General features: G+C 31.0%; 10 protein-coding genes. 3 read left to right on the top strand and 7 right to left on the bottom strand.

What is annotated here, in order from left to right; genetic code table 11:
* Positions 1-370 precede the first annotated feature (370 nt).
* Positions 371-2740, top strand: coding sequence for a GAF domain-containing protein (locus tag CLU82_RS17010; RefSeq protein WP_100844216.1), 2370 nt, complete (start codon positions 371-373; stop codon positions 2738-2740).
* 272 nt (positions 2741-3012) lie between these two features.
* On the opposite strand, the gene CLU82_RS17005 is transcribed toward CLU82_RS17010, so the two are convergent.
* A complete protein-coding gene (locus tag CLU82_RS17005; RefSeq protein WP_100844215.1) occupies positions 3013-4206 on the bottom strand; it encodes a hypothetical protein in 1194 nt (397 codons plus the stop codon).
* A 60-nt stretch (positions 4207-4266) separates the two neighbouring features.
* A complete protein-coding gene (locus CLU82_RS17000) occupies positions 4267-5451 on the bottom strand; it encodes a Pycsar system effector family protein (RefSeq protein ID WP_100844214.1) in 1185 nt (394 codons plus the stop codon).
* 26 nt (positions 5452-5477) lie between these two features.
* On the opposite strand from CLU82_RS17000, the gene CLU82_RS16995 reads away from it, so the two are divergent.
* On the top strand, positions 5478-9212 hold the full coding sequence (locus CLU82_RS16995; RefSeq protein WP_100844213.1) for a metallophosphoesterase: 3735 nt from the start codon (positions 5478-5480) through the stop codon (positions 9210-9212).
* A gap of 71 nt (positions 9213-9283) precedes the next feature.
* Here the strand turns inward: CLU82_RS16995 and CLU82_RS16990 are convergent, their stop codons facing one another.
* Positions 9284-10153, bottom strand: coding sequence for a hypothetical protein (locus CLU82_RS16990; protein WP_100844212.1), 870 nt, complete (start codon positions 10151-10153; stop codon positions 9284-9286).
* A 1060-nt stretch (positions 10154-11213) separates the two neighbouring features.
* On the opposite strand from CLU82_RS16990, the gene CLU82_RS16980 reads away from it, so the two are divergent.
* A complete protein-coding gene (locus CLU82_RS16980) occupies positions 11214-12119 on the top strand; it encodes a phospholipase A (protein ID WP_100844211.1) in 906 nt (301 codons plus the stop codon).
* Between the two features lie 137 nt (positions 12120-12256).
* Here the strand turns inward: CLU82_RS16980 and CLU82_RS16975 are convergent, their stop codons facing one another.
* The 4 genes from CLU82_RS16975 to xylA form a co-directional block, all read right to left on the bottom strand.
* Positions 12257-13210 (bottom strand): transketolase family protein, encoded by a 954-nt coding sequence (locus tag CLU82_RS16975; protein WP_100844210.1) that lies wholly within the window; start codon positions 13208-13210, stop codon positions 12257-12259.
* 74 nt (positions 13211-13284) lie between these two features.
* Complete coding sequence (locus CLU82_RS16970) at positions 13285-14127, bottom strand: transketolase (protein ID WP_198520234.1); 843 nt, start codon at positions 14125-14127, stop codon at positions 13285-13287.
* A 2-nt stretch (positions 14128-14129) separates the two neighbouring features.
* A complete protein-coding gene (fsa, locus tag CLU82_RS16965) occupies positions 14130-14786 on the bottom strand; it encodes a fructose-6-phosphate aldolase (RefSeq protein WP_100844208.1) in 657 nt (218 codons plus the stop codon).
* A 144-nt stretch (positions 14787-14930) separates the two neighbouring features.
* Complete coding sequence (xylA, locus tag CLU82_RS16960) at positions 14931-16256, bottom strand: xylose isomerase (protein WP_100844207.1); 1326 nt, start codon at positions 16254-16256, stop codon at positions 14931-14933.
* Between the last annotated feature and the right edge of the window lie 3 nt (positions 16257-16259).

Raw genomic sequence — 16259 nt, 5'->3', positions numbered from 1 at the left:
GATTGCACCAACGCATTCAATATATAGATTTTAAAATTTATATTATTGTAGCATCACAGGAAAAGGCATGTTTTGAAAAATATACCTTTTCTAGTGGTGCTATTTTATTTACACTAAGTATAAGCATGTAACTTTGAATTGCTTTACTATTCTGTCTCAGTACACAATCCCTCTAAAATGAATAACTTAATAATTACGCTCAGGTTAATAAATAAATTTTTCACTTCCTTCACTTCTGTTAAATAAAATTCAACTAAATTTAAACTCCAATTATTTTAAACATCACATTTGAGATATTAATTATAAAAATAGTTCTCAAAATTAGCTATTTAATTCATTTTCAATACAAATACCACCTTCAATTCTTTTTATGGATAATACTGCATTTACAAATAGTCCTTTTAAAACTCTAATTTCTTTCCATAAATTGATTGAAAATCTTGAGGAAATTGCTAAATCCAATGTAGATTATCGTTCTAATTATGCCAAAGCTTTATTAAAAGAAATTGAAGCTTTTCCTGAATTCAGAAATGGAATTGACGATTTAAATTTTATAAAAAAACACGAAGAACTCATTCACAATTTACTAGCAGACCTCTTCCCTACTCCATTAACCCATAATGAGATTAAAGCAGTTAGTGTTCCATTTCAAAATGTAACTTTTAATTATTCGGAAAGGTTTAAAAAAATTCTTCAAAATGCAGGAATGACTTTTGATATGGAAATACGTGATTTTGAAGAAGATCAATTTTACATTCTGAATTGCATTTTAATTTTAAATGTATTTTATGGTCAGAATTTTGATTTCAACAGACCATTATTCTACGATATTCCAAATGCTAAAGGCGTTATGTTTCATTATCGAATTTTGTATAATGCTGATTTTGTAGAAATTATTCCCATTCAAAATGCACCTGAAATTACGCCAGAAGACATTAATCTGTTAATGAATAACTATGATAATATTAATCTTTGGAAAGAAAAATTCCCCCGCGAAAGCTGGTTATTAAAAGGATTTGGAATAGTAAGTCTTTTTGATGTTACTCGAGAAAGTGCCGTATCTAATTTAAAAAGTAATCTTTTAAAAGCAAAATCGGCACAATCACAATCAAATATCAGTTTTGAATCTATTTTTAAATCCATTTTTAAAATCCCCGATTTAAGAATTGGTTTTATTTTATACGATGAGGAAGAAGAAAAATTTACAATTCCGCCTTATGGTGATAAATTGTCCCATAGTTATATCTTGAGTGGTATTGGGGAAATGGATTGCAAAAACACTATGTATGGTCATTGTCTTAAAACTATTTTAGAAGAGAAAAAAAATATCATAATCTCTGATGTTGAACAATTTTCAAAAATTCCAGAAAATGAAAAACTAGGTTATCATTTATTACAACAAGACATACGAAGCTGTATTTTTGCACCTGTTATTAAAGACAACACTATTCTTGGAATTATCGAATTGGTTTCTTCACATCCAAAAGATCTAAACAGTATCAATGCTATCAATTTAGATTTATTTTTGCCTTATCTGGTTGATAACTTAGAGAGCTACAAAATCGATAAAGAAAACCAAATCGAAGCTATTATTCAACGGGAGTATACAGCCATACATTCCAGCGTTTATTGGAAATTTAAAAGAGAAGCGCTCAAATATTTTCAATCTAACTCACCCACTAAAGATTATATTTTTAAAGAAATCATATTCAAAGAAGTATATCCTTTGTATGGACAAATAGATATAAAAGGCTCTTCAGAACATCGAAATAAAACGGTAAAAGAAGATTTAAAAAATCAATTAAACACTCTTATAGATCTCTTTGAAAGCCAAAAAACAAATGAAAGTTTCGTTTTATTGGAACAACGAATATTTGAATTGCAATCGTTTAACAATGAACTCGATTTATCATTAAAAGCAGATACAGAACAGCAAATTCAGAATTATATTGAAACCGAAATTCATCCCATCCTAAAAAATACAACAATGGATGTCGAGCATGATATTGTAAAACAAAACTATTTTGAAAGCCTAGACGAAAAAACTGGAATGTTTTATCATTCCAGAAAGAAATTCGATAATACTATGTCGATTATCAATAAAAAGTTAGCTGCTATTTTGGACCAAAAACAAATAGAAGCCCAATTAATTTATCCACATTACTATGAACGTTTTAAAACCGATGGTGTAGAACACAACCTCTACATTGGCGAATCTATTGCCCCCACAAAACCATTTGATAATCTATTTTTGAATAATTTAAGATTGTGGCAGCTGCAGACATTGTGCGAAATGGAACTGGAACACCATCAGTTAAAAGAAACTTTACCGTACGAACTCGATGTAACTTCCTTGATTTTGGTATTCAGTTCTCCAATTTCAATCCGTTTTAGAATGGATGAAAAACGCTTTGATGTAGATGGAACATACAATGCACGTTATGAAGTTGTAAAAAAGCGTATCGATAAAGCGACGATAAAAGGAACAAAAGAAAGAATTACTCAAAAGGAGAAAATCACTATTGTCTACTCTCATAATTCTGAGCAAAACGAATATTTGAAATACATCAAATACCTTCAATTCAAAAAAATATTAGAGCCAACAATCGAACAATTTGAAGTTGAAGAACTTCAGGGCGTATCTGGATTAAGAGCCATTCGGGTAAAAGTAATGAATACTAATCTAACTAATTACACTCCAAACAACACATACCAAGATTTGTTGAACGAACAAAATTAAAGTACTATTCGATTGTTTTTAACCGCAAAGAACGCAAAAAAAATATTCTTTGTATTAAGAATGAGCGCAAAGCTTTGCGAACCTTGCGTAATACTTTGTGTACTTTGCGTTTAAAAACTAGCTATTTCTAGCCAAAATCATTCTCCTTTTCTCCCCATGTGGTAAAAAACGAAGCTTAACGTCCTGGTGCTATCCGAGGTTTGAGATTAAAGAAACGAGTTTTTTCCATTATGCACAAATTTTCCAAATACAAAACCATCTTTAAATTCAGCCTAAAACCCAAATCTTGTGTAGCTGTCGGCGGTAGCTTTTATTTCAATGAATTTTTCGTTTAAGTTATTCAAGTCAGAAGGATATAGTGAAATTAGCTTAAGATTCATTGCTTTTGACAATTCAATTTTTTCTTTTGTTTTTAGATCATAGGTCTCTTCTCCTTTTAATCCAAAATATTCAATATAATAATCGTTTATTTTCCAATCAGCACGACGTTTACCACTTTTGTTATATATTGGATGTGTTGGATAATATGGTTCTTTTTCTGTCTTTATATTATTTTCGAAGAACCAATTATCAATAAACATTTCATCTAACGATAAACACTCATTGCCACTTTTAGCTAAACACTTAATTCCTCTAGCAGTTTTTAATGTACCGTTAGCTAATACATTAGATTCTATCAAAGCTTTGAACCAAGAACCAAATTTTTTATTTATTATTTTGTTTGAGCTTGATAAATTATTAGCTTCAATTCCTAATTCAAAAATTATTTTACAAATTTTGGTCCAATTTTCTTTTGGTATTCGAGAACTAAAATTATAATTTATGGGATTAAAATCTGAATTAGGAATAAAATTACAGTCATCAACAAACTTATAAATTAAAGGTATCATTTCGTGTTTTTTCGAACTATGATTTAATGGACATTCATAACAAATTGAAATATTTCCATTTACGCCAAAGTAAAGCCAATCAGGAAAATTTATTACTTTAAACTGATTGCCACATATCTCACAGCATTTTGTTTCAGAAAAAGTTTTAACCGAATCCTTCAATTTTTGATATAATGTTTGATTTTTCAAATTATTTAAAGAAATTTTTATGAAATCTTCTTTAATAATTTTGATTGCAGTTGATTCGCTATAATCTTTTTGGTAATATTCATTACATAATAAAATTAATTCTGAAGTTTTTTGATAAGAATTAAAATAAGTATTTACTCTAAATCTCAAATGTTTTGCATAAAATTTTTCAAAAAAAACACCATCTCTTAAAATAAGATTTTGAAGTAAAGTTTCATCATCTTTTTCTTGAAAAGTTTCAAAAATATTTTCCCCATAAATACTTTTCGAAAGTTCTACATAATGAGTTATTATTCCAACTAAATTTGAATCAATAACTGGATTTAAATAATTAGGAAAAATGTATTCCCTTTTTTTATAAAATGAGAGATCCAAAAAAGTTTTCATTTTCTTATTTAGGTTAGTTTTTTTCCGGTTTTTTTCAAAATTACCACCAACTTCGAGATATTAAATACTAATCGTCTTAAAAGCTATCACAAAAGCAATAACTGACAAGACTATTCCAATCATAAAAATATTATAGGCAATTCGCAATAATCGGTACTTTTTCTCGAGTACAATTCCTAAGAAATATAAATCTTTAATCAATGAATTATAGAGATATTCTCTGTCTTTCATCATCTCGTTCATTGCCCATTGGTAATCTTCAAAAGACATATTATAAAAATTACCAAAGAACAGCAGATTAGCTTTTCTATCATGAATATCTTGTTTGGTAAAAGTTCCTTTGGTTACTTTTGGTCTTGTAGAAAGGATAGCAAAAATAATCGTAATAACACTAAACATCAACATAATGAACGTCGGATAAACCAAATGCACATTCTTTGGGCTATCTAATTTTGGAATCAACGTAGAAAGTGCAATCGAAATAATAATAGCATTTACCGAGAGTAAAATATTCGCTTTACTATCAGCTATACCACTCAAACGCGTATGATTGCCCAAAGTAACTCTAAATAAAGTATCAATACCACGTTCTGGTTTATCTTCTTTATATTTCTTTTTTTCTTCATTTTCGATTTCTTTAGCTTTTTTCAATTCTTGCTTATTTAGTTTTTTTTGAACCATTTCTATATTTTTCTCTTTTAGAGGCTGCCATTTTTTTAAAGCATAATCCGTATAAAATTGATGCTTATTCATTAAAAAATTAAGATTCTCTTTTGCCCATTCTAGACTATCGAAAGAAAGATTCATTGTGTTTTTTAACTCAAAACGCAATAATTCACAAGTCGAAGTATATTCCAAACTTGTAATATGAACAAAATCAGCATCTTTTATTATCTTCTCCAATTGGGTTTGAGGAACATAAAATTTGGAAGTAGCCATAATAAGTTTTGATACTCCTGCTATAAACTCATCCGATTGATCTTTTTCTTTTAAAAAATCAACAGTAATCTTTACACTCTCACTTTCATGATCTTCTGCCCCGTTAATATAACCAACATCATGAAACCAAGCTGCTACCAAAAGCATTTCTTTCCCTATATCTTCAACATTTTCCTTGATGCAAAGTTTGTTAACTGCAGCAACTACATTAAGAGTATGATTTAAATTATGGTAAGAATATAAATTAGAAAGTTTATCTTTGAGTAAATTACTGACCAAATCTTCTGATTGTTGTACTAGATTCATAAAGAATATTTTAATCTTACTAAATTATGAAATTGTTTTTGGATAATCCTTTTATTACTTCAATTAAAAAATATTCTCTCACTATAACTTTATTGTTTATTCTAAATTCCTGCGCTACACATCATGCTCAATATGGAAAAGAAGCAACAAAACCAGTCGAACAAAGTGAAATCGATTCATCAACAATAGCTCATACTTTTTATTTAGTTGGTGATGCCGGAAATGCAGATGAAGATAAATCTAAGGAAACACTAGCCCTACTTGAAAACAGATTAGAACATTCTAGCAAAAACAGTACATTATTATTTCTTGGCGATAATATTTATCCAAAAGGTTTTCCAAATTCTGATGATAAGAAAGAACAAGATTTAGCCAAAACGAAACTTACCAATCAACTACAACTGTCTAAAAATTTTAAAGGGAAAACTATTTTCATCCCTGGCAATCATGATTGGTACAGTGGAATTAAAGGTTTAGAAAGGCAAGCAAAATTTATAACCAATTATTTAGATGATAAAAAAGCATTTTTACCTCAAAAAAATTGTGCTATAGATGACTTGAAAATTAATGCAACCACAACATTAGTAACTATTGACAGCCAATGGTTTTTAGAAGATTGGGATGACAATCCAACTATAAATGACGATTGTACTATAAAAACCCGTGAAGATTTTTTTGATGAACTAGAAAGTATATTAAACAAAAACCAAGACAAAACGGTAATCATTGCCATTCATCATCCATTAATGACAAATGGCTCTCATGGAGGACAATATTCTGTAGAAAAAGAACTTTTCCCTTTGGAAGAAAAAATTCCATTACCTGTTATTGGCTCTTTTATGAATTTAATTCGAAAAACATCAGGAGTTAGTCCACAAGACATTCAAAACAAAGTATACAATAATTATGTAAGAAGAATTAAAACCCTTTTACACAATCAAAAGAATGTAATTGTGGTATCAGGTCATGATCATAATTTACAATATATCAGCAAAAATAATATCCACCAAATCATTAGTGGAGCGGGTTCAAAATCGGAATCCGCGAAGGCTGTTAATCCAGACGATTTTTCATACGGAGGTAATGGTTATGCCGAATTAATGTTGTTTAAAAATGGTAATTCTAAGGTTTCCTTTTATGGCAATGAAAATCATAAGGAAAAATTACTTTTTGAACAAATCATTATAAAAGCGAGAGATACAATCTCTCCAAAAAATCTGCCAACAAAATTTCCTGCAATAACTACAACATCCATTTATTCTAAGGAAATGACGCAAAAAAACATTGTACATAAATTCCTTTTTGGACAACATTATCGAAAATATTATAGCTTACCAGTAGAAGCAAAAACAGCAACATTAGACACTCTTTTTGGAGGAGTAAAACCTGTTAGAGAAGGCGGTGGACATCAATCAAATTCATTACGACTTGTAGATGCCGAAGGAAAAGAATATGCAATGCGTGCTTTAAAGAAAAGTACTTCTAGGTTTTTTCAATCGGTGCTTTTCAAGGATCAGTTTGTTTCAAATCAATTTAAAAAAACCTATGCCGAAGATTTTTTATATGATTTTTACACAACTTCTCACCCATACACTCCGCTTGCAGTAGGAAGTATGGCTGATAAAATTGGCGTACCACATACCAATCCTAATTTGTATTATATTCCAAAACAAAAAACATTAAAAAAGTATAATTCTAATTTTGGAGATGAGCTGTATTTAATAGAAGAACAACTATCTAGTGAACAGAAAGGCGCTAAGAGTTTAGGAAATCCATTAGACATTATTAGTACTGATGATCTGATGAAAAATATGCGTAAAGATGAAAAATACACCATCGATGAACCCGCATATATTAAAGCACGATTATTTGATATGCTTATTGGCGATTGGGACAGACATAGTGATCAATGGCGTTGGGGAGAATATAAAGAAAACGGAAAAGTGATATACAAACCCATTCCTCGTGACCGTGATCAGGCTTTTACAAAATATGACGGAGCATTAATGGTTATAATTATGACAAGTCCTTTGCTTCGTCATCAAAAAACCTTCAAAAAAGATATTAGAAATGTAAAATGGCTCAACCGTGAACCGTATTCACAAGACATAGCTTTTTTAAAAACTGCTGATGAAAAAGAATGGTTAGCTCAAGCTAAATATATTCAAGAACATCTAACGGATAAGGATATTGATAATGCTTTTGTCTCTTTACCAAAAGAAGTCCAAGACGAAACTATTGAAGATATTAAGCGTAAATTAAAAACCAGAAAAAACAAACTACAACACTACGCAAAAGAATATTATGAAGTATTGCAAAGAACCGTTTTGGTTGTTGGAACGGATAAAAAAGACAAATTTATTGTTAACCATATTTCAAAGAACAATACTGAAATAGCCGTTTACAGAGTAAAAAAAGAGGGAGATGAGTTACTTTACACTAAAAAATTTAATGCTAAAGAAACTAAAAACATTTGGGTTTATGGTTTAGATGATGATGACATTTTCGAAGTAAAAGGCAACGCTAAATCGGGGATCAAAATAAAATTAATTGGTGGACAAAACAATGACTCCTATACTGTTGAAAATGGAAAGAAATTAAAAATTTATGATTTCAAATCCAAACCCAATAGCTATACTTTAGATTCAAAAGCCGAAGCAATTTTGACAGACGACTATGAAACCAATTTGTATGATTATGAAAAAGTAAAATACAATGTTTTTACACTTACTCCTTGGGGAGGTTACAACCCTGATGATGGTGTAAAATTAGGTGCAATTACTAGCTACACGGTAAACAATTTCAATCAACATCCGTTTAGTCAGAAACACACTTTAAAAGCAAATTATTTTTTTGCTACAAGTGGATATGAGTTTACTTATAATGGTATTTTCCCTCAACGTTTAGGCAAATGGAACTTCGAGATAGAATCAAAATTTACGAGTCCTAACTTCACTATTAATTATTTTGGATATGGAAATGAAACAATAAACAGCGATCAAACCTATGGCTTAGATTATAATAGAGTTAGACTACGAACACTAAGAGCTGCTCCTTCTATAAAAAAAACAGGTCGTTATGGAAGTGAAATAGGTTTATACACCCTTTTTGAAAAAATAAAAGTCGAAGAAACCACTGATCGCTATATTAATATTCCAGGTGCAGTAAATCCAAACGTTTTTGATAATCAGCAATTTGTTGGAGGCGCAATCAAATATAGTTTTGAGAACTACGATGTACCTTCACTGCCAACAATGGGATTCGGTTTCTCTCTGGCTGGTAGCTGGAAAATGAATGTTAATGATACGAAAGCAAATTTTCCAACATTAGAGACAAAACTAAATTTCAACCATAAAATTGATGCTGATGGTCAACTTGTATTAGCTACTATATTAAAGTCAAAAGTATTGTTTAATAATAATTTTGAGTTTTATCAAGGAGCAACTTTGGGTGGTGATTACGATCTAAGAGGTTTTAGAAATGAACGCTTTTTGGGAAAATCTTCTTTTTATCAAAGTACTGATTTACGTTGGAATATTGGAAGAATAAAAAAGAGTCTTATACCAATGACTTTCGGAATTTTAGGAGGCTTTGATTATGGAAGAATTTGGTTAGACGGAGAAAACTCAAACAAATGGCACCAATCTGCTGGTGGAGGAATTTGGATTAATGGACTAAATGTAATTACTGGAAGAATCACTTATTTTAAAAGCGGTGATGACAAAGCCCGAATTGCTGTTGGCATTGGGTATGGGTTTTAGTTACTAAGCTAGTGAGTTTCTGAGCTGCTAAGCTTTAATAGTTATAAAAAAAAACTTAGAAACTTAGTATCTTAGAAGCTCATCTTTTCTAAAGATACTTCATATACATTTCCTCCTGTTTTATTCGTCTTTTCATCGGCTATAATCAAGGTTTTATTATCCTTAAAACAAATAGCTTCTTTTTGAGAAAAATGATTTAGTTTGAATGTTTTTTGAGTCCCATTTAAAAAGTTATCACCTTTAAAATTATTGAACATTATTACTTTATCATGAGTTAAAACAACTATTTTAGTAGCATCTGGGCTAATTGCTACACTGGTAATAGCACAATGATTATAGTTGTCGCAGGTTTTAAATTCCCCCATTAAAACCGCTTTTTGCGTTCCTCCTATATTTGGAATTTTGTAAACTAAAGCAGTTCCATCGAAACCCTTGCTTCTATTTTTAGTAAAAAGATAAAAATAGCCGTTAAATTCAAAAAAACCTTCTACATCAAAGAACAGTTTTGTCTTTTTGGGTGGAAAATCTTTTTGTTCTGGGTAAGAAAATGAAATTTTATATTCTGAGATAGCATTCTCTTTATTTAATTCTCCTTTGGCTACTTTATAAATACACAAATCTCTGCGCTCGTTATCATTATTTCCAAAATCTCCTATATAAATATTACCCTTTTTATCTTTTGTAATATCTTCCCAATCAACATTCGCTGCATTGGTAATCGATATTGCTTTATCTATTTTTCCATTGGAATTTAAAGCGTAAATTTTATTAGCATTTCCACTGTCTTCAAGTGTATAAATGGTATTGGTTTCAGGGAAATAAATAATTCCAGAAACTTCTTTTAGTTTTTTGGGTAAGCTATAGAGTTTTATAATTGTCTCAGAACTATTTTGACAGGCTAATAAAACGAAAGCAATTGTAATAGAAATTAAATTTTTCATAGATTTCTTGATTTAACCCAAAAATAATCTAATAATTTAAGAATATAACGAAATTCTGAACTCATTTGATAAAATTGCATAACAGCTAAAGATATACTGGCGTTAATTAAAACCATTCATTATCAATCGAATTAGCCTAATTAAAAACATCTTTGTATTAAGGTAGAGGTTTCACAAGAAGCATATTATATGGCCATTCAAGGAATAATTCAGACGGGTACGAAACCTATTATATAGATATATAATACTTACCTGAACTTCAACAGCGCTAGCCTAGATAGGAAACTTACGAGGCTAACAACTATTTTATGTAAAAATCTTACTAAATTGATTTTAGTATGCACGAAATATGGTGAAACACTAAATTAGATAAACTTTCCAAATGACCAAAGAATGTTCTGGCTCTAGGTTTGGGATTGAAGATGCGAGTTTTTTCCATTATAGACAAATTTTTCAAGTACAAAACCATCTTTAAAGCCAAATGCCCAAATCTTCTCTAGCTGTTAGCAGAAGTACTTATTTTAATCGCCTAATAATCCTTCACCTTCTTTTTGTAAAACAGGTAGATTTAGTATTACAATTCCCCAAATTACATTGTCTGAAACTGAATCATATCGGTGAATAATTATTTCTAACATCGATAATTTTTCTAGAGTTAGAGATTACATTGATTGAGCTTAAAATATCATAAAGCCAAGTTTTAATATTATTCTCCATAAATCAATTACTTTTTTGATTTATTGTCTTTCTAAAAAAAAGGGTTTTTAATTGCTTTTCTACAAGTAAATCAACCTCGCTTTCGGTGTTTATTTTGTCAGTTAAAACTGAATAAAAAACATATAATGATTTTGGTTTATGAGATTTGCATAAATCACAGAATATCATTTATATGAATTTCAATTAAATTCATTTTATCATTTTTTTATAAAAGTAATAAAACAAATTTAGTTAAATAACATATTCATAATTTCCACAATTTTGGTGTATTTCTGCTGACATAATATATTAAAAGAGTATCACTCGAATTAATTACTTTTATGGAATTTTAAAACAATAAAATATGAAAAATTATTTCGTAAAAGCAATACAAATAGTAGCTCTCTTTTTATTTACGACCTCTTCAATATGGGGACAATCATCGTCGATTTTTAAGAAACAGGATTCGTATCAGACTCTTACTCAAATATGGGAACTAGAACCTGACAGCACTAGTGAAACCTTTTTGATAACAGCTTATAAGCCTACTTATATTATGCCATTCCGGTTTTCAAGTCATAGGAGAGCAGTTCCTTTTGAAGTAACTCCTGATGATGTTGCTGATAGCGGAAATGAAGTAGAATTACAAAATGTAGAAGCTACTATGCAATTCAGTTTCAAAACTAAATTAGCTCAAAGAATCTTTGGAAATGGAGCTTTATGGCTGGGTTATACTCAAAAATCATTTTGGCAGGTTTATAATGTAGAATTTTCAAGACCTTTTAGAGAAACCAATTATGAACCAGAAATTATTTTTAATTATCCTGTTACATTTAATTTTTTAAACATAAAAATGCTTGGACTTGCATTTAATCATCAGTCAAATGGAAGAGAAGGCCATAAATTTACAAGAAGTTGGAACCGAGTTATTTTGGGTGCAGGCTTTGAAGATAAGCAATGGAGCTTGTTCGTTAGAACATGGTTTGCAATTGAAGATACTGAGAACCCTGATATTGAAAATTATATGGGTAGAGCTGATGTTACTTTTAATTATAGACTAAAAAAACATTTACTGACATTAAAAGCACAACATTCTTTACGATTTGGTGAGGATAATCATGGCAGTATTGAGTTTGACTGGGCTTTCCCTATATATGGTAATCTAAAAGGATATGGTCAATTTTTTCATGGATATGGAGATGCTATGATTGATTACAATCAAATTCATACCATTGCAGGAATTGGGATTGTATTTGCGGGAACATTATAAAAAAAGTTATTATTCCTATTGGAATTTTATCTCCTATTATAATCTTTATATTGCTAAAAAAATCATAGAATTAACATTAGAAGAGTTAATTCTATGATACATTTAAAATGTAAAACCTTATTTTTTAAGCTATTAAATCACTTTCTTTTCAATACTTTTTGAACTGCTTTTACAATTGCTTCATTATTCAATTCATATTTATCCATCAATTGTGCTGGAGTACCGCTTTCACCAAAAGTATCGCGAGTAGATACAAACTCTTGTGGAGTCGGATTATGTAATGCTAAAACTCTAGCAATACTTTCTCCTAATCCTCCCATAAAATTGTGTTCTTCAGCAGTTACGATGCATTTAGTCTTTGCTACAGATTGCAAGATTGCTTCTTCATCCAACGGTTTTATGGTATGAATATTAATTACTTCTACACTGATTCCATTTTGTTCTAATGTTTCGGCAGCAATTAAAGCCTCCCAAACTAGATGTCCTGTTGCTACTATTGTAACATCTGTACCTTCATTAAGTAAAATCGCTTTTCCCAATTCAAAATGACTATCAGCTGGAGTAAAATTTGGAACTACTGGTCGGCCAAAACGCAAATAAACTGGTCCTTTATGTTTTGCAATTGCAATTGTTGCAGCCTTCGTTTGATTGTAATCACAAGTATTGATAACCATCATACCCGGAATCATTTTCATAAGTCCAATATCTTCTAATATTTGATGAGTTGCGCCGTCCTCACCAAGAGTAAGACCTGCATGAGAAGCACAGATTTTTACATTTTTATCAGAATAAGCAACTGACTGTCTAATTTGATCATACACTCTTCCTGTCGAAAAATTAGCAAAAGTTCCTGTAAAAGGTATTTTTCCACCAATGGTTAATCCTGCTGCAATTCCTATCATATTAGCTTCGGCAATACCAATTTGGAAAAATCTTTCTGGATTATCTTTTATGAATTCTTCCATTTTTAAGGAACCTATCAAGTCGGCACATAAAGCAACAACATTAGGATTTGTTCTCCCTAATTCTGCTAAACCAGCACCAAATCCACTTCTGGTATCCTTGCTTCCTGTATTTGTATATTTTTTCATTTTTTCTTTTTTGCTATAAGAAATAAACTGTAAGCAATAGGCTCAAAGCTTCCTGCTTAAAGCTTCTTACTTTTTTAATAGTCTGCTAAAATTGAAGTGTTCTGAGCTAATCCGTTTGTTAATTGTTCATCATTTGGTGCTTTTCCATGCCAAGCGTGAGTATACATCATAAAATCAACACCATTCCCCATTACAGTATGCAATAAAACACAGACTGGTTTTCCTTTTCCAACTAATTGTTTTGCCAAAGTATAACCCTCCAAAATAGCAGAGATATTATTTCCTTCTTTAATTTCAAGTACTTCCCAATCAAAGGCTTCAAACTTAGCTTTCAAAGAACCCATGTCAAGTACATCTTTGGTAGAACCGTCAATTTGCTGACCATTATAATCAACTGTAGCGATTAAATTATCAACTTTTTTAGCCGAAGCATACATGATCGCCTCCCAATTTTGTCCTTCCTGCAATTCTCCATCACCGTGAAGTGTGTAGATTAATCTTGAATCACCATTAAGTTTTTTAGCTTGAGCTGCACCAATAGCCACAGATAATCCTTGTCCTAAAGAACCCGAAGCAATTCGTACTCCTGGTAAACCTTCATGTGTAGTTGGATGTCCTTGCAAACGAGAATTCAATAACCTAAAAGTGTTTAATTCCTCAACGTCAAAATAACCGCATCTCGCTAAAACACTATAAAAAACTGGAGAAATATGACCATTAGATAAAAAGAACAAATCTTCGCCCTTCCCATTCATATCAAAACCTTCATTGCGGTACATAATTTCATTATATAAAGTCACTAAAAATTCTGTACACCCTAAAGAACCTCCAGGATGACCTGAATTCACTTTATGAACCATTCTCAAAATATCACGACGAGTCTGAGATACTATATATTGTAATTGTTGAATTTCCATAATTACAAATTCATTTTTTTAGCATCTTCAACAAATTGTGCTAAACCAATATCTGTTAATGGATGTTTCAATAATCCTTTAATTGCGGATAAAGGTCCAGTCATTACATCAGATCCAACTTTGGCACAATTCACAACATGCATAGTATGTCTAATAGATGCAGAAAGAATTTGGGTTTTAAATCCATAATTATCATAAATCTCACGAATTTCAGAAATCAAATGCATTCCATCCGTCGAAATATCATCCAATCTACCTAAAAAAGGTGATACATAGGTTGCTCCTGCTTTGGCTGCCAAAAGAGCTTGTCCAGCAGAGAAAACCAAAGTAACATTGGTTCTTATTCCTTTATCCGAAAAATATTTACAAGCCTTAATTCCATCAGCAATCATTGGTAGTTTCACTACAATTTGCTCATGCAAAGCGGCTAATTCTTCTCCTTCTTTTATCATACCCTCATAATCTGTTGCAATTACTTCGGCAGAGACGTCACCATCAACTATATTACAGATGTTTACATAATGCTGTAAAATATTTTGCTTTCCAGAGATCCACTCTTTTGCCATTAATGATGGATTTGTGGTCACTCCATCTAAAACGCCTAGGGCTTGTGCTTCTTTAATATCTTCTAAATTAGCAGTGTCAATAAAAAATTTCATTATAGTTTGTTTTTGGTTATAAAATAGATTGAATAATTAATTCGTTTAGCTAGCTGCTAAAAAAAGGGCTGAGAATCCATCCTCCCAACCCTATTCTTTTATCAACAACTTTAACTCGATTATCTAATAGATAAACAACTAATTTTAAATATATTGATTGATAATGTTTTCAAACAATTCTTGTTTTCCGCTTTGTAGATTTAATTCTCCATTTTCCTGAGCAATTTTATACAATTCAGAAAGACCTAATTTACCTTCTTCGAAAGCTTTTCCGTTTCCAGAATCAAAAGAACTATATCTTTCTGTTCTTAATTTATCATAAGGAGAAGAAGTAATGATTTTATCTGCAGTCAATAATGCTCTTGCAAAAGTATCAGCACCACCAATATGTGCATGGAAAACATCTTCCATATCAGTTGAATTTCTTCTGATTTTTGCATCAAAATTAACTCCACCACCTTGTAAACCACCAGCTTTTAAGAAAACCAACATTGCTTCAGTAGTTTCTTGGATATTATTTGGAAATTGGTCAGTATCCCATCCATTTTGGTAATCACCTCTGTTAGCATCTAAACTTCCTAACATTCCAGCTTTAGCAGCAGTTTCAATTTCGTGTTGGAAAGTGTGTTGTGCCAAAGTAGCGTGATTTACCTCGATGTTCATTTTGAAATCTTTCTCTAAACCATATTGACGTAAGAATCCAATTGCTGTAGCACAATCAAAATCGTATTGGTGTTTTGATGGTTCCATTGGTTTTGGCTCAATAAGAAAATTCCCTTTGAAACCTTGAGCTCTTGCATAATCTCTAGCCTGAATTAAAAACTGTCCCATGTGATCTAATTCTCTTCCCATGTCAGTGTTTAATAAAGTCATATATCCTTCACGACCTCCCCAAAACACATAGTTTTCTCCACCTAAAGCAATAGTCGCATCGATAGCCAATTTTATTTGACCACCAGCTCTTGCCAATACATTAAAGTCTGGATTAGTCGCTGCACCATTCATGTAACGTGGATTAGAAAAACAGTTTGCTGTTCCCCAAAGTAATTTTACTCCGGAAGCTGCTTGTTTCTCTTTCAAATAATCAGTGATTGTAGCCAATCTGCTTTCTGATTCTGTAAAAGTTGCTCCTTCTCTAACCAAGTCATAATCATGAAAACAGTAATAATCAAAACCCATTTTAGTAACAAATTCGAAAGCAGCATCTGCTTTTAATTTTGCTGCTTCAATCGCATCTTTAGGTTCATCCCATGCAAAATGTTGTGTTCCAGGTCCAAAAGGATCTGAACCTTGTCCGCAGAAAGTATGCCAATACGCAATCGCAAATCTAAAATGCTCACGCATTGTTTTTCCTGCAACTACCTGATCTGGATTGTAATATTTAAACGCCAAAGGATTATCTGACTCTTTTCCTTCGAATTTAATTTGACCTATTCCTTTGTAATACTCTTTTTCTCCTAAAATTATCATCTT

It is taken from the genome of Flavobacterium sp. 5, from assembly GCF_002813295.1.
Taxonomy (GTDB): domain Bacteria; phylum Bacteroidota; class Bacteroidia; order Flavobacteriales; family Flavobacteriaceae; genus Flavobacterium.
Note: the sequence above shows the minus strand (reverse complement) of the source record. Positions and strands in the feature narration are given on the sequence as shown.